Annotated in this window: 15 protein-coding genes; 11 read left to right on the forward strand and 4 right to left on the reverse strand. The window is 56.7% G+C overall.

Annotated features, from left to right (window positions below; translation table 11 throughout):
* Positions 1–16 precede the first annotated feature (16 nt).
* Complete coding sequence (gene fliD / locus QZQ97_RS03070) at positions 17–1,414, reverse strand: flagellar filament capping protein FliD (protein WP_311992204.1); 1,398 nt, start codon at positions 1,412–1,414, stop codon at positions 17–19.
* A 281-nt stretch (positions 1,415–1,695) separates the two neighbouring features.
* Here fliD and QZQ97_RS03075 point away from each other — a divergent pair, with 281 nt between their 5' ends.
* From QZQ97_RS03075 to tcyN, 7 genes are all read left to right on the forward strand, one after another.
* A complete protein-coding gene (locus QZQ97_RS03075) occupies positions 1,696–2,934 on the forward strand; it encodes a FliC/FljB family flagellin (RefSeq protein WP_122079694.1) in 1,239 nt (412 codons plus the stop codon).
* Between the two features lie 184 nt (positions 2,935–3,118).
* Positions 3,119–3,841 carry an RNA polymerase sigma factor FliA gene (locus tag QZQ97_RS03080; RefSeq protein WP_006321387.1) on the forward strand — a complete coding sequence of 241 codons (723 nt, stop codon included), beginning with the start codon at positions 3,119–3,121 and terminating at the stop codon, positions 3,839–3,841.
* Between the two features lie 57 nt (positions 3,842–3,898).
* Complete coding sequence (gene fliZ / locus QZQ97_RS03085) at positions 3,899–4,408, forward strand: flagella biosynthesis regulatory protein FliZ (protein ID WP_311992205.1); 510 nt, start codon at positions 3,899–3,901, stop codon at positions 4,406–4,408.
* Between the two features lie 125 nt (positions 4,409–4,533).
* Positions 4,534–5,526, forward strand: a complete 993-nt coding sequence (locus tag QZQ97_RS03090) for a D-cysteine desulfhydrase (RefSeq protein WP_311992206.1) — start codon at positions 4,534–4,536, stop codon at positions 5,524–5,526.
* A gap of 114 nt (positions 5,527–5,640) precedes the next feature.
* Positions 5,641–6,441 (forward strand): cystine ABC transporter substrate-binding protein, encoded by an 801-nt coding sequence (tcyJ, locus tag QZQ97_RS03095; RefSeq protein WP_311992207.1) that lies wholly within the window; start codon positions 5,641–5,643, stop codon positions 6,439–6,441.
* Positions 6,441–7,103 carry a cystine ABC transporter permease gene (gene tcyL, locus QZQ97_RS03100; protein ID WP_006321381.1) on the forward strand — a complete coding sequence of 221 codons (663 nt, stop codon included), beginning with the start codon at positions 6,441–6,443 and terminating at the stop codon, positions 7,101–7,103. Before tcyJ ends, tcyL begins: the two co-directional genes overlap by 1 nt.
* A 3-nt stretch (positions 7,104–7,106) precedes the next feature.
* Complete coding sequence (tcyN, locus tag QZQ97_RS03105; RefSeq protein WP_311992208.1) at positions 7,107–7,859, forward strand: L-cystine ABC transporter ATP-binding protein TcyN; 753 nt, start codon at positions 7,107–7,109, stop codon at positions 7,857–7,859.
* A gap of 32 nt (positions 7,860–7,891) precedes the next feature.
* On the opposite strand, the gene QZQ97_RS03110 is transcribed toward tcyN, so the two are convergent.
* From QZQ97_RS03110 to putA, 3 genes are all read right to left on the reverse strand, one after another.
* On the reverse strand, positions 7,892–8,305 hold the full coding sequence (locus tag QZQ97_RS03110; RefSeq protein ID WP_311992209.1) for a type II toxin-antitoxin system HicB family antitoxin: 414 nt from the start codon (positions 8,303–8,305) through the stop codon (positions 7,892–7,894).
* A 29-nt stretch (positions 8,306–8,334) separates the two neighbouring features.
* Complete coding sequence (locus QZQ97_RS03115) at positions 8,335–8,517, reverse strand: type II toxin-antitoxin system HicA family toxin (protein WP_311992210.1); 183 nt, start codon at positions 8,515–8,517, stop codon at positions 8,335–8,337.
* Positions 8,518–8,683: 166 nt separating this feature from the next.
* Positions 8,684–12,655: a trifunctional transcriptional regulator/proline dehydrogenase/L-glutamate gamma-semialdehyde dehydrogenase gene (gene putA / locus QZQ97_RS03120; RefSeq protein WP_311992211.1), complete on the reverse strand. Its 3,972-nt coding sequence runs from the start codon at positions 12,653–12,655 to the stop codon at positions 8,684–8,686.
* Positions 12,656–13,212: 557 nt separating this feature from the next.
* Here putA and putP point away from each other — a divergent pair.
* The 4 genes from putP (at position 13,213) to efeB (ending at position 18,254) form a co-directional block, all read left to right on the forward strand.
* On the forward strand, positions 13,213–14,697 hold the full coding sequence (putP, locus tag QZQ97_RS03125) for a sodium/proline symporter PutP (RefSeq protein ID WP_311992212.1): 1,485 nt from the start codon (positions 13,213–13,215) through the stop codon (positions 14,695–14,697).
* Positions 14,698–14,949: 252 nt separating this feature from the next.
* Positions 14,950–15,795, forward strand: a complete 846-nt coding sequence (efeU, locus tag QZQ97_RS03130) for an iron uptake transporter permease EfeU (protein ID WP_006321371.1) — start codon at positions 14,950–14,952, stop codon at positions 15,793–15,795.
* Positions 15,796–15,814: 19 nt separating this feature from the next.
* Complete coding sequence (efeO, locus tag QZQ97_RS03135) at positions 15,815–16,945, forward strand: iron uptake system protein EfeO (RefSeq protein WP_311992213.1); 1,131 nt, start codon at positions 15,815–15,817, stop codon at positions 16,943–16,945.
* Between the two features lie 10 nt (positions 16,946–16,955).
* A complete protein-coding gene (gene efeB / locus QZQ97_RS03140) occupies positions 16,956–18,254 on the forward strand; it encodes an iron uptake transporter deferrochelatase/peroxidase subunit (RefSeq protein ID WP_311992214.1) in 1,299 nt (432 codons plus the stop codon).
* Positions 18,255–18,441: the final 187 nt, after the last annotated feature.

Below are 18,441 nucleotides of genomic sequence, written 5' to 3' on the forward strand. Positions count from 1 at the left end.
CCTGGTTAAAAAGTTCTTACTTGAACTGTTGTTTTAAATAATCACCGGTGCCACTCAGCTTGGACATCATGGTATCCAGTTGGACGAATTGTTGTTTATAGCGATCGATAGTGCTTTGAATGCTGGCTGTCACGGTGGTGATCTTGCTGTTCAGGCGGTCAAGGCTGGTATTGATGCTTTTGGTTGAGTTCTCAATGATGCCGCCGGCCTTGATGTAGCTTTGGATCTCATTGTGGATCTCGGTAGCCATGCCGGTATCTTTGCCGTTGCCGGCGAAGAAGTTGGCAACCTGCTCCGGTTTTTCATCGATGGCTTTGTTGAGCTTGGTGCTGTCGATCTCCAGCTTGCCGGTTTTGGTGTTGGTGGTGATCCCCAGGTTACCCAGCCCCTTCAGTTCCGGGTTGTCCTGCGCGCCGCTGAGCGCACTTTTAATCGAAGACTGAACACCGCGCAGGGTGTTATCCCCTAACAGTGCGCCGTTTTTGGCATTCTGCGTCTCGCCGGTTTTGACCGGGGTATATTTGGTCAGCGAGTTAAAGGTATCCAGCAGCGAGTTATAGTTGTCGACCCAGTCTTTGATTTTGTCGGCGGTGCCGGTTTTATCGGTGCTGATCACCAGGTTCTGCGGCTCATCTTTCTTGGTGACGGTTTTCAGATCGATGGTCACGCCCTGCAGGGCATCGGCAATTGAGTTGGTGCTGCGTTTGATTTTCGTGCCGTTAACCAATACTTCAGCATCCTGACCGGCCACGGTTTGCTTCATTGCGTTGCTTGTGGCAGTGGGGTCGTAGTTGAGGATGGCGCCCAACTTATCGTCATTGCTGACCTGCACCGAAACGGTGTTTTTCTCGCCGGTGGCCGTGGAGCTGATCGCCAATTGATAGTCGTTGTCACCCACCCGCATGATACTGGCGTTGACGCCGGCCTTGGCATTGTTAATCGCATCGCGCATTTCCACCAGCGAGGTTTGATCATCGCTCAGTGGGATCTTCACTTCTTTTTGCGGATCCCCTGCGGTGATGGTGATTGAGCGGTCAATGCTGCCGGGCGTGCCGAGTTTTTCCGTCTGATTGGTAATCGACGCCTGAGTGGTCAACGTTTGCGGCTGTGCCAGTTTTTGAACTTCGACAATGTAGTTACCCGCCACGGCCTTATCGGTAGTGGTGATGGCAAACTGATCGTGTTTGCTGGCGGTGGTGTTATTGAAAAACGTCGGTTTCGCCAGCTCTTTACTGAGGTTATCGAACTTTTCCAGCGAGCCTTTTAACGTGCCGTAGGCGGTCAACTGGGCATTATAGCTGGTCTGCTGGGTCGTGTAGGGCGTCAGACGTTGTTGTTCCGCTTTGGTCAGCTTGTCCAGCAAGCCGTTGAGGTCGAGTCCTGAGCCGATGCCTAATGAACTGATCGATGCCATTCGTAATTCTCCTTAATAATGACTTTATTCGCTTTACGCGTTTATCGGCCCAGTGGAGAAAAAGTTTACCGAAAAGTTTAAAAAACGATGGCGCAATAGAGGAAGGAAAAACCGCGTTATTTCTGCCATTGCGGCGAAGCGAAAAAAAAACAAAAAATTTCTAAAGGTTGCAGGGGGAGGGCCGATACCTGATGGGACGGTGGTTGACGCCGTGGGCAAAGCAGCCCGAACCTTTTAACTACGTTGCGAAAATCGCAACTGACACGTAAGGAAAGCATACAATGGCACAAGTAATTAATACCAACAGCCTGTCGCTGATGGCGCAGAACAACCTGAACAAATCTCAGTCTTCTTTGGGTACTGCGATCGAGCGTCTGTCTTCCGGTCTGCGTATCAACAGCGCCAAGGACGATGCCGCGGGTCAGGCGATCTCTAACCGTTTCACCGCTAATATCAAAGGCCTGACTCAGGCTTCCCGTAACGCCAACGACGGTATCTCTCTGGCGCAGACCACTGAAGGTGCACTGAACGAAGTCAACGACAACCTGCAAAACATCCGTCGTCTGACCGTACAGTCCCAGAACGGTTCTAACTCTTCCAGCGACCTGAAATCCATCCAGGACGAAATCGGCGAACGTCTGGCTGAGATCAACCGTATCTCTGAACAAACCGACTTCAACGGCGTGAAAGTGCTGAGCGGCGACCAGAAGCTGACCATCCAGGTGGGTGCCAACGACAACGAAACCATCCAGATCGATCTGAAAAACATCAACTCTAAAACTCTGGGCCTGGATAAGTTCAGCGTGGCAGACGGTGTTGATACCACTAAAGTTGGCGGAGCAGTAACTACCATTGCAACCGGTAAAGATCTGACTATCACCAATACCACGAACAAACAGGCTAACGGTGCTGCACCAGCCAGCTACCTGAAAGACAACACCACTGGTGACATTTACGCTGTAGGTACCGATGGCAAGAACTACAAAGCTACCATCGACAAAACTTCTGGTGACATCACCGCTATCGCAGCAGCAGAAACCACTGGTTTGACCGATACTGCGGCTACCACTACCGTTAAGGAAGAAGTCACTGCAACGGGCGACACTACGGGTCTGAAATCTTATGACGGCGGCAAATCTTACCTGATCCAGGAAGGTACCGGTGCAGATGCCAAATACTTCAAGGCTACTGCAGACAGCGCAGGTAAAGTAACCAAAGGCGCTGAAATGAGCACCACGCCTAAAACTGCCGATCCACTGGCAACCCTGGACAAAGCGCTGTCTCAGGTTGACGGTCTGCGTTCTTCTCTGGGTGCGGTACAGAACCGTTTCGATTCTGTTATCAACAACCTGAACAGCACCGTGAACAACCTGTCCGCTTCCCAGTCCCGTATTCAGGATGCCGACTACGCGACCGAAGTGTCTAACATGAGCCGTGCCAACATCCTGCAACAGGCTGGCACCTCTGTTCTGGCACAGGCTAACCAGTCTACCCAGAACGTGTTGTCCCTGCTGCGTTAATCGACTCTCCCCGATTAACCTGTCGCAAAAGAACCTCGCTTCGGCGGGGTTTTTTTATGGTCGCGCGCCCGGAAGTTAATGCATGGCGCAAATAAAGCCTATTTTGTACGACTGTTCAGCCGATTGGCATTTTGCCCCCTACGGATAATAGCGCTGACTCTCTTATCCGCAGGTTTTAGACATAGTGAGCGATCTGTATACCGCCGAAGGCGTGATGGACAAAAATTCTCTCTGGCTGCGCTATGTACCCTTAGTGCGCCACGAGGCGTTGCGCCTGCAGGTCAGGCTGCCCGCCAGCGTGGAGCTTGACGATCTGCTGCAAGCGGGGGGAATCGGGTTGTTGAATGCCGTTGAGCGTTATGACGCCCTGCAGGGAACCGCCTTTACCACTTACGCGGTGCAGCGCATTCGCGGCGCCATGCTCGATGAGTTGCGCAGCCGCGACTGGGTGCCGCGCAGCGTACGTCGCCATGCGCGAGAAGTGGCGCAGGTGATGCGGCAACTGGAACAGCGGCTCGGCCGCCCGGCCAGTGAGGTGGAGGTTGCGCAGACGCTGAATATCCCACTGGATGAGTACCGTCAAATTCTGTTGGACACCAATAACAGCCAGCTTTTCTCCTACGACGAATGGCGCGAAGAGCATGGCGAAAGCGCGGAACCGCTGCTGGAAGGGCACGAAGAGACCAATCCGTTGCATCATCTGCTGGAGGGTAATCTCCGCCAGCGGGTGATCGACGCTATCGAAGCGTTGCCGGAGCGCGAGAAAATGGTGCTGACGCTGTATTACCAGGAAGAGTTGAACCTCAAAGAGATCGGCGCCGTGCTGGACGTGGGGGAATCGCGCGTCAGCCAGCTGCACAGCCAGGCGATCAAGCGGCTACGCGCCCGTCTGGCGGCCGAAAACTGAGGCGAATCAACCCTTATTCTTCAACCTGATTACCGTTGCGATAACCGGACAGCTCTTATGCCAGGAATATTATTGAAAAAGCGGCCGCTGAGCCGTTATTTGAAAGATTACAAACACAGCCAAACCCATTGTTCTCAGTGCGGTAAGTTATTGGATCGCATGGCATTGGTGTTCCGAGGCAAGATCATCAACAAAGACGCCATTGCACGCATGGACCAGCCGATTGACGATAACGTCTGGCTGAATGTGCAAAATGAGCTGGCCGCGCTATGCCGTTTTTGCAGTGAGATTTCCTGCAACAGCCACCCGAGCTATTTCGATATTATGGCCTTCAAACAGTATTTGTTTGAGCAAACCGAAATGAGCCACAGCACGATCCGCGAATACGTGGTGCGCCTGCGCCGGTTGGACGAAATGCTGGTGGCGCGCAACTATCCGGCGGACAAATTTGCCAGCAGCAATAACCATCAGCGTATTATCGAGGATTTACCCGGCGCCGCGCACAATAATTACCGCATTGCCCTGCGTAAATACGACCAATACATCGCCTGGCAGAAGAGCTACTGATCCCGTCTCCCCGGCTTGCCGGCCGGGGATTCACCGTTTCCCGCCTCATCAAAAAGAGTGATTAATCAGCTTACATCTGATAAATCTATGCTTTGGATGTTGATACCTGTTCCCTGGGGGACGTTGTGAATCTGCAACAGCAACTGGCGCCATTCCCGCGCCTCGATTTAGTCGGCTCTGCCACACCGCTCGAAAAACTGTCTCGCCTTTCAGACTACCTTGGCCGTGAAATTTACATCAAACGTGACGACGTCACGCCGATGGCGATGGGCGGCAACAAGCTGAGAAAACTGGAATATCTTGCTGCCGATGCTCTGCGGCAGGGCGCGGACACGCTGGTGACGGCCGGTGCCATCCAATCCAATCACGTACGCCAAACTGCGGCGGTAGCGGCCAAACTCGGCCTGCACTGCGTCGCATTGCTGGAAAATCCGATCGACACCCAAGCGGAAAATTACCTCACCAACGGCAACCGTCTGTTGCTCGGGCTGTTCAACGCCGAGGTAGTGATGTGCGAAGCGTTGCACGATCCGCAGCAGCAGTTGGCCGAACTGGCGACGCGTCTCGAAGCGCAGGGTTTCCGGCCTTATGTGGTGCCGGTGGGCGGTTCCAACGCGTTGGGCGCGCTGGGTTACGTGCAGTGCGCATTGGAAATTGCCGAACAAAGCCGACGCAGCGGCGTCGCTTTCAGCTCGGTGCTGGTGGCTTCCGGCAGTGCCGGCACGCACGCCGGGTTGGCGGTCGGCATGCAGCAACTGCTGCCGGAGACGGAGCTGATTGGCGTTACGGTTTCGCGGAAAGTGATCGACCAATTACCCAAGGTTGAGCTGATTCAAAAAGCGTTGGCCTGCTCGTTAGGCATTGAGGCTCTGGCACCAATCCAACTGTGGGACGACTATTTTGCGCCGCAGTATGGCATGCCGAACGAAGAGGGCACGGCGGCGGTGCAGCTGCTGGCACAGCAGGAAGGGGTGTTGCTGGATCCGGTCTATACCGGCAAAGCGATGGCCGGCCTGATCGACGGCATCGCCCAACAGCGTTTTTGCGATGATGGCCCGATACTGTTTATACACACCGGCGGTGCACCGGCGCTGTTTGCCTATCACCCGCAGGTGTGACAGCGGCTTGTTATTCCATTTTGAACTATATTTATAATGTTATATTCCTTTGTGCGACCAAACGCACTGGTAAAGTGCTGATATCAAAAAAGATAAACAACAGATGGGGTGTTTATGATCTTTTCCAAAGTTCGTCGTCAATTGCTGCTGGGCGTGATGACCGTGGCGTTGACCGCCGGTTTAAGCGCACAAACCTATGCCGCCGACAATCTGCTCCAGCAGGTCAAGCAGCGCGGTACGCTGATTGTCGGGCTGGAAGGCACCTATCCGCCATTCAGCTTCCAGGGCGAAGACGGTAACCTGACCGGTTTCGAAGTGGATTTCGCCAACGCGCTGGCGCAGCACCTCGGCGTGAAGGCCAAACTGAACCCGACCAAATGGGACGGAATGCTGGCATCGCTGGAATCGAAACGCATCGACGTGGTGATCAATCAGGTGACGATCTCCGACGAGCGCAAGAAGAAATATGATTTCTCAACGCCTTATACCGTGTCCGGTATTCAGGCGTTAGTGAAGAAGGGCAACGAAGGCACCATTGCCAAGCCGGAAGATCTGAAGGGTAAAAAGGTCGGTGTTGGCCTGGGTACCAACTACGAGCAATGGCTGCGTGAAAACGTGCAGGGCGTTGACGTGCGTACCTATGATGACGACCCGACCAAGTACCAGGACCTGCGTATTGGCCGTATCAACGCCATTCTGGTTGACCGTTTGGCGGCGTTGGATTTGGTGAAGAAAACCGGCGATACGCTGGCGGTCGCCGGCCCGGCGTTCTCTCGTCAGGAGTCCGGTGTTGCGCTGCGTAAAAACAACCCGGAACTGTTGGCCGCGATTGACCAGGCGATTGCCGAGATGCAAAAAGACGGCACGCTGGCGAAGATTTCCGAGAAATGGTTTGGCGCGGACGTAACTAAATAATGCACGAAAGTATTCAACTGGCGCTGGATTCAGCGCCATTTTTATTGAAGGGCGCGATACTTACCCTCCAGCTTAGTCTGGGGGGGATGGCGCTCGGTTTACTGCTTGGTTTTCTGTTGGCGCTGATGCGCCTTTCGCCATTATGGCCGCTGTCGTGGCTGTCGCGCATTTATGTGTCGCTGTTTCGCGGCACGCCATTGATCGCACAGCTGTTCATGATTTACTACGGTCTGCCGCAGTTCGGCATAGAATTTGATCCTTTCCCGGCGGCGCTGATTGGCCTGTCGCTCAACACGGCGGCCTACACGTCGGAAACGCTGCGTGCGGCGATTTCGTCGATTGAGAAAGGGCAGTGGGAAGCGGCAGCCAGCATCGGCATGACGCGCTGGCAAACCTTGCGCCGGGTGATCCTGCCGCAGGCGGCGCGCACCGCCTTGCCGCCGCTCGGCAACAGTTTCATCGGCCTGGTGAAAGACACCTCGCTGGCGGCGACCATTCAGGTACCGGAGCTGTTCCGTCAGGCGCAGTTGATCACCTCGCGTACGTTGGAAGTGTTTACCCTGTATCTGGCGGCATCGTTGATTTACTGGGTGATGGCGACCCTGCTGTCGGCACTGCAAAATCGCCTGGAAGCCCACGTTAATCGTCAGGATCAGGAGTAACGCATGAGTGCCATCGAAGTGAAACAACTGATCAAGCAGTTTAACGGCCAAAGGGTACTGCACGGGATTGATCTTGAGGTTAGCGCCGGTGAAGTGGTGGCGATTATCGGGCCGAGCGGCTCGGGGAAAACCACTTTGCTGCGCAGCATTAATCTGCTGGAGGTTCCGGATTCCGGCACCATTCGCGTTGGCGATATTCAGATCGACGGGTCGAAGTCGCTGAGCAAACAGAAGAAACAGATACGGGCGTTGCGTCAGCAGGTGGGCTTCGTGTTCCAAAACTTCAATCTGTTCCCGCACCGCTCGGTGCTGGAGAACATTATTGAAGGCCCGGTCATCGTTAAAGGCGAGAGCAAAGCCAGCGCCGAACAGCGCGCCCGTGCGCTGCTGGCCAAAGTCGGGCTGAGCGGTAAAGAATCCGCTTATCCACGCCGTCTTTCCGGTGGGCAGCAGCAACGTGTGGCCATTGCCCGCGCGCTGGCTATGCAGCCGGAAGTGATCCTGTTTGATGAACCCACCTCGGCGCTCGATCCAGAGCTGGTGGGCGAGGTGCTCAACACCATTCGCTCGCTGGCGGAAGAGAAGCGCACCATGGTGATCGTGACGCATGAAATGAGCTTTGCCCGCGACGTTGCCGACCGTGCCATTTTTATGGACCACGGGCGCATCGTTGAACAGGGGCCGGCCAAAGATCTGTTTACCAACCCGCAACACCAGCGCACTCAGCAATTCCTCGACAAGTTTTTGAATCAATGAAAAAGGGGGGCGTTTTGCCCCCTGACTCTCGACTAACCGGCTTTCAATAATTCGTTACGGGCGGCGGCGGCCAAAAAGGCGCTGCGGCTTCCATAGCCGGGATGCTGTTGCACCAGTGAATCAATGCGGTTCAGCAAGCGGTGCGGCAGGGTGATATTTATCCGTTCTGCACGGCCATCGAACTTATCCATATTGATATCGACCAGCAGCCACTGCCCGCCGTTCAGGGTGTCGCTTGCCTGTGCCAGGTGGAAGGAAACGGCCTGCGGGCGCGGGATGGCCTGGTTGTCTTCGCTCAGCAGTTCGAAATGCGCGTCCAGCGCGCTTTTGGCGTCTTCAAAGGCGAGATCGAGGGTATCGCCGGCAAAATAGCAGCCCGGCACATCGGGGAAGAAACCGCTGGCGCTGCCGTCGTGGTCTGAATGTACATAAGCAGGGTAGAACATAATTTCTCCTGTTAACTCATGGCACCGGGTCAGCACAGCCCGGCATCTCTCATGATTTGGCGCAGCGTTCCCGGCTTCAGATCTTTACGCGGATGTGGAACGGTGATCACCAGGCGTGATCTCGGGTGTTTAAACTGATGGTGACTCCCCTTTATCCGCTCTAAAACCCAACCTTCCCGCTCTAACAGCCTGATCGGTTCTGCACTTTTCACGCACTTATCATCCCTTTATGATACACATCATACACACTTTATGGCGACGAGATTAATACGCTAGCGTGCCGCTTTTGTGCAGACAATAAAAAACCCTGCACGAGTGCAGGGTTTGCGAGGCTGATAGCAGAGTGGATTACAAACGGCTGCAATCCCTCTTTAAAGGTTAACCGATGGTCATCAGGCTGGCGTTACCGCCGGCGGCAGCGGTGTTGACGCTGAGCGAACGTTCGATCAACAGGCGTTCCAACAGGATGTTGGTTTCACCGTGGGCAAAGCCCTGCACCGAGACGATCGCGCCGCTGCGTTGGGCGATCTGCTCACACAGGGTACGCAACTGATCGGCATCGCCGTGGTAAATGGCGGCGTCGAACTCCACCTTATCCTGCTGCCAGTCCTTGCTGAAGCTGATACGCGCCTGAACCGCGGCCGGCAAGCGGCGGTACAGGGTGCGTTGCAGCTCGGCTTCCGGCCACAGCACGCTGCTGCCAACCGCCAGTACGGCTGCCAGTTGAGTCAGCGCATCGGCCTCGTTGTCCGCCAGGCACAGTACGCGCTCGCGCGGCAGCAGGGCGTAGGTGTTGCGTTCACCGGTAGGGCCCGGCAGCGGTCGAACGGTACCGCCCTGGCCGAGCTCGGCGTAACGTTGCGCCAACTGAACCAGATCGCTGTGTTTCTCGGCAACCGCCCACTGTTCGAGTGCGTGGTGGGCATTGAGCAGCAGCGGCCGCGCAGTGGCCTCCAGCGGGCGTTCGTCGTCCTGGCGGTTCAGCGTGCGCAGGACGGCGTCGTCCGGCCGGTTGGCCAGCAGGCGGTACAGATACAGCGGGCCACCGGCTTTCGGGCCGGTGCCGGACAGGCCTTCGCCGCCGAAGGGTTGCACGCCGACGACCGCGCCAACCATGTTGCGGTTAACGTACAGGTTGCCCACTTTGGCGCGTTCGGTAACGCGGGCGATGGTTTCATCGATGCGGGTGTGAATGCCCAGCGTCAAGCCATAGCCGGCGGCGTTGATCTGATCGACCAGCGACTCCAGATTGGTACGCTGGAAGCGGACCACATGCAGCACCGGGCCGAAGATCTCTTTTTGCAGCTCGTCGAAGCTGTCCAGTTCGATCAGCGTCGGCTTGATAAAGGTGCCGCGTGACCACTCTTTCTCATCCTGCGCATTGCCTTTTGCCGCCTGATAGACTTTGCGGCCCTTGGCGCGCATCGCCTGGATATGACGTTCGATGCCGGTTTTGGCTTCGGCGTCGATCACCGGGCCAATGTCGGTAGACAGGCGTTCCGGGTTACCCATGCGGCATTCGGCCATCGCGCCGCGCAGCATTTGCAGCGTATGTTCCGCCACGTCTTCCTGAATGCACAGGATACGCAGCGCGGAGCAGCGCTGGCCGGCGCTGTCGAAGGCTGAAGCGACGACGTCGGTCACCACCTGTTCGGTCAGGGCGGAAGAGTCGACAATCATGGCGTTCAGGCCGCCGGTTTCGGCGACCAATGGCGTTGGGCGTCCCTGCGGATCCAGGCGGCCGGCGATGCTGCGTTGCAGGATACCGGCAACGTCGGTGGAACCGGTAAACATCACGCCACGCACGCGGGCGTCGTTGACCAGCACCGAACCGACGCTCTCACCCTGGCCCGGCAGCAGTTGCAGCACGCCCTGAGGAATACCGGCTTCCAGCAGAATGCGCACCGCTTGTGCGGCGATCAGCGGGGTTTGCTCTGCCGGTTTGGCCAGCACGCTGTTGCCTGCCGCCAATGCCGCGGCAATCTGGCCGGTAAAGATCGCCAGCGGGAAGTTCCACGGGCTGATACAGACCACCGGACCCAGCGGGCGATGGCTGTCGTTGGCGAAGTCATCGCGCACCTGGCCGGCGTAGTAATGCAGGAAATCGACCGCTTCGCGCACTTCGGCGATGGCATTGTTAAAGGTTTTACCCGCTTCGCGCACCAGAATGCCCAGCAGGCTTTGCAGTTGGCCTTCCATCAGTTCCGCGGCGCGCTCAAGAATGGCGGCACGTTCGGAAGGCGGAGTAGCGAACCAGATTGGGCCGGCGGCTGCGGCGGCGTCGAGCGCCCGGCTGACTTCCGCTTCGGTAGCTTCACGCACGTAACCGACCACATCGCCCGGCTCGGCCGGGTTAATCACCGGCTGTTCCGCGCCCTGATCCAGTTCGGCGTCGATAATAGGTTCTGCGCGCCATGGCTGGGTGGCGCTGGTCAGCAGTGCGCTGGACAGCGAGGCCAGACGCTGTTCGTTGGACAGATCCAGGCCGCTGGAGTTGATGCGTTTCTCGCCATACAGCTCACGCGGCAGAGGAATGCGCGGGTGCGGCAGGCCAATCTGGCCTTCGTTGGCGGCCAGGGCCTCGACTGCGGTGACCGGATCGGCAACCAGCTCGTCGAGCGGCAGGGTGGCATCGGCAATGCGGTTAACGAACGAGGTGTTGGCACCGTTTTCCAGCAGGCGACGCACCAGATACGCCAGCAGCGTTTCATGGGTGCCGACCGGCGCATAGATGCGGCAAGGGCGGTTCAGTTTGCCGTCGGCCACTTTGCCCACCACTTGTTCATACAGCGGTTCACCCATGCCGTGCAGGCACTGGAACTCATACTGGCCCGGATAGTAGTTATTGCCTGCCAGATGATAGATCGCGCTCAATGTGTGAGCGTTATGGGTGGCGAACTGCGGGTAAATCAGGTTGGGTACCGCCAGCAGTTTGCGGGCGCAGGCCAGGTAAGACACGTCGGTGTAGACCTTGCGGGTGTATACCGGATAGCCTTCCAGCCCGTCCATTTGGGCGCGTTTGATCTCGCTGTCCCAATAGGCGCCTTTCACCAGGCGGATCATCAGGCGGCGGCGGCTGCGTTGTGCCATGTCGATAACCGCGTCGATGGCGAACGGGCAGCGTTTTTGATAAGCCTGGATCACGAAACCAATGCCATTCCAACCGGCCAACTGCGGCTCAAAGCACAGCTTCTCCAGCAGATCGAGCGAGATCTCCAGACGATCGGCCTCTTCGGCGTCGATATTGATGCCGATGTCATACTGCCGTGCCTGCAAGGTCAGCGACAGCAGGCGCGGGTAAAGCTCTTCCATTACGCGCTCGTACTGCGCGCGGCTGTAGCGCGGATGCAGCGCCGACAGCTTGATGGAGATGCCTGGGCCTTCATAGATACCGCGGCCGTTAGAGGCTTTGCCGATGGCGTGGATAGCCTGCTGGTAGGACACCAGATAAGCCTGCGCGTCGGCTTCGGTCAGCGCCGCTTCACCCAACATGTCGTAGGAATAGCGGAAGCCTTTGTCTTCGAGTTTGCGTGCGTTGGCCAGCGCTTCGGCGATGGTTTCGCCGGTCACAAACTGCTCGCCCATCAGGCGCATCGCCATATCCACGCCTTTGCGGATCAGCGGTTCGCCGCTTTTGCCGATGATGCGGTTCAGCGAAAGAGACAGATTGGCTTCGTTATGGGTCGATACCAGCTTGCCGGTGAACAGCAGGCCCCAGGTAGCGGCGTTAACGAACAGCGACGGGCTGCGGCCGAGGTGGGAATGCCAGTTGCCGTTGCTGATTTTATCGCGGATCAGCGCATCGCGAGTTGGCTTGTCCGGAATGCGCAGCAGGGCTTCCGCCAGGCACATCAGCGCCACGCCTTCCTGCGAGGAAAGCGAGAATTCCTGCAGCAGACCTTGCACCATGCCGGCGCGGCCGTTCGCACTCTTTTGGTTACGCAGCTTCTCGGCAATATCGTAAGCCATCTTGTGGGTAGCTTTGGCAAGATCGGCAGGTAATCGCGCCTGTTCGAGCAACATCGGCACCGCTTCGGTCTCCGGGCGGCGATAAGCGGCGGTAATGGCGGCCCGGTTGACCGACTGCGGCAAAATTTGTTCTGCAAATTCAAGGAATGGCTGGTGGGACTCTTCCGGCGCTTGCGGCATAATGTCGTCCGCTTCGGCCTGGGCCGCGGCGGCAAGTGCTGGAATTTCAGGAATATCGGAACCGTTCTCGAGACGCTCGAGGTAATTGAAAATGGCCTGCTTGATGAGCCAGTGCGGCGTGCGATCGATACGCTGTGCCGCGTCTTTAATCCGGTCGCGTGTTGCTTCGTCGAGCTTCACGCCCATTGTGGTAGTGCCCATGCCAATCCAACTCCTGTGTTAAAGAACCTATCCCATCAGGCTATACAAACTCTGGGCCACATAGGCTGTTGGGATAGGTTCGTACGTTATGCGGTGTGAATAATGCAGACAATATCCAGCATGTTGCAACTTTGTGCAACCGTGTTAAATCAGGCCGATGAGCGAAGTGTGAGTTCCATCGATTTTTTAACATCGGCAACCGGCACGATTCTTGCTGGGTTCTCTGCCAGGGAGTGCAGAGGTTGGCTGTTTGAGTCTGTTATCCCCAGCAAAATAAGGGATAAACGCAGGGTTGTTGGAGGTGCAACTCGATTTGGGAGTGAATGGTGCAACCGTAAAAACGGTTAAATGTGACGCAGGGTAAACTTTGTGTAACTTTGTTGTTAAATATCTTGTTGAATAACGAACGGGTCATCTAGGATAGCCGGCGGTCAGACAATTGCGGGAGGAAACTATTTTCACTCGCGGCCTGTTCGTCATTTCGCCTCGTTCCGGCGGATCGGCAAGTAGCAAATATCGCAATACAGCGCGAAATAATAATGAGAGTGGAGAATTTCATGACAATGAGCACACCTATGCTGGTGACCTTCCTGGTGTATATCTTCGGGATGGTGTTAATCGGGTTGCTTGCCTACCGGGCAACCAATAACTTCGACGACTATATTCTGGGCGGCCGCAGCCTGGGTAGCGTGGTGACCGCGCTCTCCGCAGGCGCATCGGATATGAGTGGCTGGTTGCTGATGGGCCTGCCGGGCGCCATCTTCCTGTCCGGCATCTCGGAAAGCTGGATTGCCATTGGCCTGACGATCGGCGCTTACCTCAACTGGAAGCTGGTGGCGGGGCGGCTGCGTGTACATACCGAAGCCAATAACAACGCCCTGACGCTGCCGGATTATTTCACCAGCCGCTTTGAAGACAAGAGCAAGTTGCTGCGGGTGATCTCCGCCATTGTTATCCTGGTGTTCTTCACCATCTACTGTGCATCCGGCATCGTGGCCGGAGCGCGCTTGTTTGAAAGCACCTTTGGCATGAGTTACGGCACGGCGTTATGGGCCGGTGCGGCAGCCACGATCATTTATACCTTCATCGGCGGATTCCTGGCGGTGAGCTGGACCGATACCGTGCAGGCCAGTCTGATGATTTTCGCGCTGATCCTGACGCCGGTGTTCGTGATCCTGGCGGTAGGGGGTATCGACACCTCGATGCTGGTGATTGAAGCGAAGAACCCGGCCAACATCGACATGCTGAAAGGCCTGAATTTTGTGGCTATCCTTTCGCTGCTGGGTTGGGGATTGGGTTACTTCGGTCAGCCGCACATCCTGGCGCGTTTCATGGCGGCGGATTCCCACCGTACCATCCGCAGCGCACGCCGCATCAGTATGACCTGGATGATCCTGTGCCTGGCGGGCACTATTGCCGTCGGTTTCTTCGGTATTGCCTACTTCGCCAACAATCCGGATCAGGCGGGTAACGTATCGCAAAACGGCGAGCGCGTATTTATCGAGCTGGCGATGATTTTGTTCAACCCGTGGGTGGCGGGCATTCTGCTGTCGGCGATCCTGGCGGCGGTGATGAGCACCCTGAGCTGCCAATTGCTGGTGTGTTCAAGCGCGATTACCGAAGACCTGTACAAGGCTTTCCTGCGTAAGGGTGCCAGCCAACGCGAGTTGGTGTGGGTCGGCCGCATCATGGTGCTGGTCGTGGCGCTGGTGGCGATCGCGCTGGCCGCCAATCCGGAAAACCGCGTGCTGGGCCTGGTAAGCTATGCCTGGGCCGGCTTCGGCGCCGCCTTTGGCCCGGTAGTGCTGATCTCGGTAATGTGGTCACGCATGACCCGCAACGGCGCATTGGCCGGTATGCTGGTTGGTGCAGCGACGGTAATTGTCTGGAAACACTTCGCCTGGCTGGGTCTGTATGAAATCATCCCGGGCTTCCTGTTTGGCTGTATCGCCATTGTGGTGGTGAGCTTGATGGGCCGTCAGCCTTCTGCCACCATGACCGAACGTTTCGACAAGGCGGAAGCTGAGTTCAAAACGGTTTAACCCGCTCACACCGTGAGTCTTAAAGGGCGCTTGATGCGCCCTTTGTCATTTTTTCACTTTGTCGTTTTCTGCCCTCTGCCGGAAACACCTGGCGACATTTGATTAGAAAAAATCACCCTTGCTCCCCTTGTATTTCTTTCTGGCAGAATGATAATCACTATCGTTGTGTTTTACTTTTCTTTACATTAGCGCTGCGGCCATTCCTGGCGTGCTGACGCTTCGCGGCAGAAGCCTTTTTAGGGGTTATTACTTATGTTTGTTCCCTTCCTTATCATGTTCCGTGAGGGGTTGGAGGCTGCGTTGATCGTCAGCCTGATCGCCAGCTACCTGAAACGCACCCAGCGCGGTCAATGGCTGGGCGTGGTGTGGATAGGAGTGATTGTCGCCGCTGCCCTGTGCCTGGCGCTCGGCATCTTCATTAATGAGACCACCGGCGAATTCCCGCAGAAACAACAAGAGCTGTTCGAAGGCATCGTCGCGGTGATTGCGGTGCTGATCCTCACCTATATGGTGTTTTGGATGCGTAAGGTCTCCAAATCGGTCAAGGTGCATCTGGAAGGCGCTATCGACAGCGCGCTCAATTCCGGCAAAGGCCAGGGTTGGGCGCTGGTGGCGATGGTGTTCTTCGCCGTGGCCCGCGAAGGGCTGGAGTCGGTGTTTTTCCTGCTGGCTGCCTTCCAGCAGGACGTAGGTATTGAAGCGCCGATTGGCGCGGTGCTCGGCCTGGTCGCCGCCATCGTGCTCGGCATGGCCCTCTACTGGGGCGGCGTGAAGCTGCACCTGGCCAAATTTTTCAAATGGACCAGCCTGTTTATCCTGTTCGTTGCCGCCGGCCTGGCCGCCGGGGCGATCCGCGCTTTCCACGAAGCCGGGCTGTGGAACCATTTCCAGGATATCGCGTTTGATCTCAGCAACCATCTGTCCACCCATTCGCTGTTTGGCACCCTGCTCGAAGGCATCTTCGGTTACCAGGAAGCGCCGACGGTGAGCGAAGTGGCGGTCTATTTCCTGTATCTGATCCCGGCGCTGATTTTCTTTTTCCTGCCGCAGCGTGCGGAACCGGCAGCGGTTTCGGCGCAACGTAAAATCAATCATTAATTTTAATAGGGAATCTTGTATGTCTACTCCGTTATTCCGCCGCAAGGCGTTGCACGCAGCATTACTGGCTATCCCGGCGTTCGCGCTGAGCATCGATGCCCTGGCGGCGGACGTGCCGCAGGTGAAGATTACCGTTAACGACAAGCAGTGCGAGCCGATGCAACTGACCGTGCCGGCCGGCAAAACCCAGTTTGTGGTGCACAATACCAGCCAGAAAAACGTGGAATGGGAAATCCTGAAAGGGGTAATGGTGGTGGAAGAGCGCGAAAACATCGCGCCGGGTTTCACCCAGAAGATGACCGCCAATCTGGAAGCGGGCGAATACGATATGACCTGCGGGCTGCTCAGCAACCCGAAAGGCAAACTGACCGTTACGGCGGGTGCGGCTACCGATGGCAAACCCAACGCGCTGGATCTGGTTGGGCCGATTGCCGAGTATAAGGTTTACGTCACTAAAGAAGTGGAAGGGCTGGTCAAGCAGACCAAGCTGTTCACCGACGCGGTAAAAGCCGGCGATGTCGCGCAAGCGCGCAAACTGTATGCGCCGACCCGCCAGCACTACGAGCGTATTGAGCCGATCGCCGAACTGTTCTCCGATCTGGACGGCAGCATTGACGCCCGCGAAGACGACTACGAGAAGAAGGCAGAAGATCCGAACTTCACCGGTTTCCACCGTCTGGAGAAAGCGCTGTTTGCCGACAATACCACCAAAGACATGAGCAAATACGCCGATCGCCTGTACAACGACACCGTTGAACTGCAAAAGCGGGTGAACGATCTGACCTTCCCGCCAAGCAAGGTAGTGGGTGGCGCGGCCGGCCTGATCGAGGAAGTGGCGGCGAGCAAAATCAGCGGTGAAGAAGACCGTTACAGCCGTACCGACCTGTGGGATTTCCAGGCCAACGTCGACGGTGCGCAAAAAATCGTTAACCTGCTGCGTCCGCTGCTGGTTAAGGCTAACAAACCCTTGCTTGACAAGATTGACGCCAACTTCAAAACCGTTGATGGCATTTTGGCAAAATACAAAACCAAAGACGGCTATGAGTCTTACGAGAAGCTGACCGATGCCGATCGTAACGCAATGAAAGGGCCGATCACTACCCTGGCGGAAGACCTGTCACAACTGCGTGGCGTATTGGGTCTGGATTGAGGCAAGCACTATGAGCAACAAGATCGGCCCGGGTAACGGGCCGCATCCGCAATCAACAGGTGCGGCGTCGCCGTCGCGCCGTCGTTTGCTGCAGGGGTTGGGTCTGGGTGTTCTGGCACTGGGCAGCAGCCGTTTGACGCAGGCATCAGAGAAGGGCGCCGATACGCTGGCGACGCCGCAGGACGAGCGTTGGCAGAAACAGCCGTTCTATGGCGTGCATCAGGGCGGGATCCTCACATCGCAGCAGGCGGCGATGATGCTGGTGGCTTTTGACGTGCTGGCAAGCAACAGGCAGGATCTGGAGCGTCTGTTCCGCTTGCTGACCAACCGCATTGCGTTTCTGACCAGCGGCGGCAAGGCGCCGGAGGTTGATCCCAAGCTGCCGCCGCTCGATTCGGGCATCATGGGGCCGGAGATTTATCCGGATAACCTGACCATCACGGTCTCAGTGGGTACCTCGCTGTTTGACGAACGTTTCGGCCTGCAGGCGCAAAAACCGCTGCGGCTGCAAAAGATGACGCGCTTTCCCAACGACTCGCTGGACGCCAGCCTGTGTCATGGCGATCTGGTGTTGCAAATTTGCGCCAACACCAATGAAACGGTAATCCACGCGCTGCGCGATATCATCAAGCATTCGCCGGACTTGCTCAGCGTGCGCTGGAAGCGGGAAGGCTTTATTTCCGCCCACGCCGCGCGCAGCAAAGGCAAAGAAACGCCGATCAACCTGCTGGGCTTTAAAGACGGCACCGCCAACCCGAAAACCGGCGACAAGCCGTTGATGGATCAGGTGGTGTGGGTGGCGGACAACGCCGGGGAACCTACCTGGGCGGTAGGCGGCAGCTATCAGGCGCTGCGGATTATCCGTTTCCACGTCGAGTTCTGGGACCGTACCCCGTTGCAGGAACAGCAAACCATCTTTGGCCGTGAAAAGCACAGCGGTGCGCCGCTCGGCATGAAGCATGAACACGATGAGCCGGACTACGCTAAAGATCCCGAGGGTAAAACCATCCCGATGGATGCGCACATTCGCCTGGCGAACCCACGCACTCCGCAGACCCAGAGCAATCTGTTGCTGCGCCGCGGTTACAGCTATTCGATCGGCGTGTCCAATTCCGGCCAGCTGGAAATGGGGCTGCTGTTCGTCTGTTATCAGGCCGATCTGGAAAAAGGCTTCCTGACGGTGCAAAAACGCCTGAACGGTGAGGCGCTGGAAGAGTACGTGAAGCCGATCGGCGGCGGGTACTTCTTTGCGCTACCGGGGGTGAAAGACGGCAATGATTACCTTGGCAGCGGTTTGCTGAAAGCATAGTCATATTCAATCTGGCGGGTTCATCCCGCCTTTTTTCATCGGCCCTCCGCACCGAACCGATCTTATTTAAATATTCCGTGGCCTTGCGCAACCGGGAATCCGGGTTTTTAATTATGGCTAACTGTTTTCATTTGTTTGTTAAAAGTATTAACATGCCAGCCATTTTGTTCCAGACGGTTCAGATTTC

The organism is Serratia sp. root2 (genome assembly GCF_031931805.1).
Classification (GTDB): Bacteria; Pseudomonadota; Gammaproteobacteria; order Enterobacterales; family Enterobacteriaceae; genus Serratia; species Serratia inhibens.

Coding starts and splice junctions, on each gene's coding strand:
- fliD (WP_311992204.1), bottom strand. CDS start 1,414: ATGGCATCGATCAGTTCATTAGGCATCGGCTCAGGACTCGACCTCAAC.
- QZQ97_RS03075 (WP_122079694.1), top strand. CDS start 1,696: ATGGCACAAGTAATTAATACCAACAGCCTGTCGCTGATGGCGCAGAAC.
- fliZ (WP_311992205.1), top strand. CDS start 3,899: ATGCCAGGAATATTATTGAAAAAGCGGCCGCTGAGCCGTTATTTGAAA.
- tcyJ (WP_311992207.1), top strand. CDS start 5,641: ATGATCTTTTCCAAAGTTCGTCGTCAATTGCTGCTGGGCGTGATGACC.
- tcyL (WP_006321381.1), top strand. CDS start 6,441: ATGCACGAAAGTATTCAACTGGCGCTGGATTCAGCGCCATTTTTATTG.
- tcyN (WP_311992208.1), top strand. CDS start 7,107: ATGAGTGCCATCGAAGTGAAACAACTGATCAAGCAGTTTAACGGCCAA.
- QZQ97_RS03110 (WP_311992209.1), bottom strand. CDS start 8,305: ATGTTCTACCCTGCTTATGTACATTCAGACCACGACGGCAGCGCCAGC.
- putA (WP_311992211.1), bottom strand. CDS start 12,655: ATGGGCACTACCACAATGGGCGTGAAGCTCGACGAAGCAACACGCGAC.
- putP (WP_311992212.1), top strand. CDS start 13,213: ATGACAATGAGCACACCTATGCTGGTGACCTTCCTGGTGTATATCTTC.
- efeU (WP_006321371.1), top strand. CDS start 14,950: ATGTTTGTTCCCTTCCTTATCATGTTCCGTGAGGGGTTGGAGGCTGCG.
- efeO (WP_311992213.1), top strand. CDS start 15,815: ATGTCTACTCCGTTATTCCGCCGCAAGGCGTTGCACGCAGCATTACTG.
- efeB (WP_311992214.1), top strand. CDS start 16,956: ATGAGCAACAAGATCGGCCCGGGTAACGGGCCGCATCCGCAATCAACA.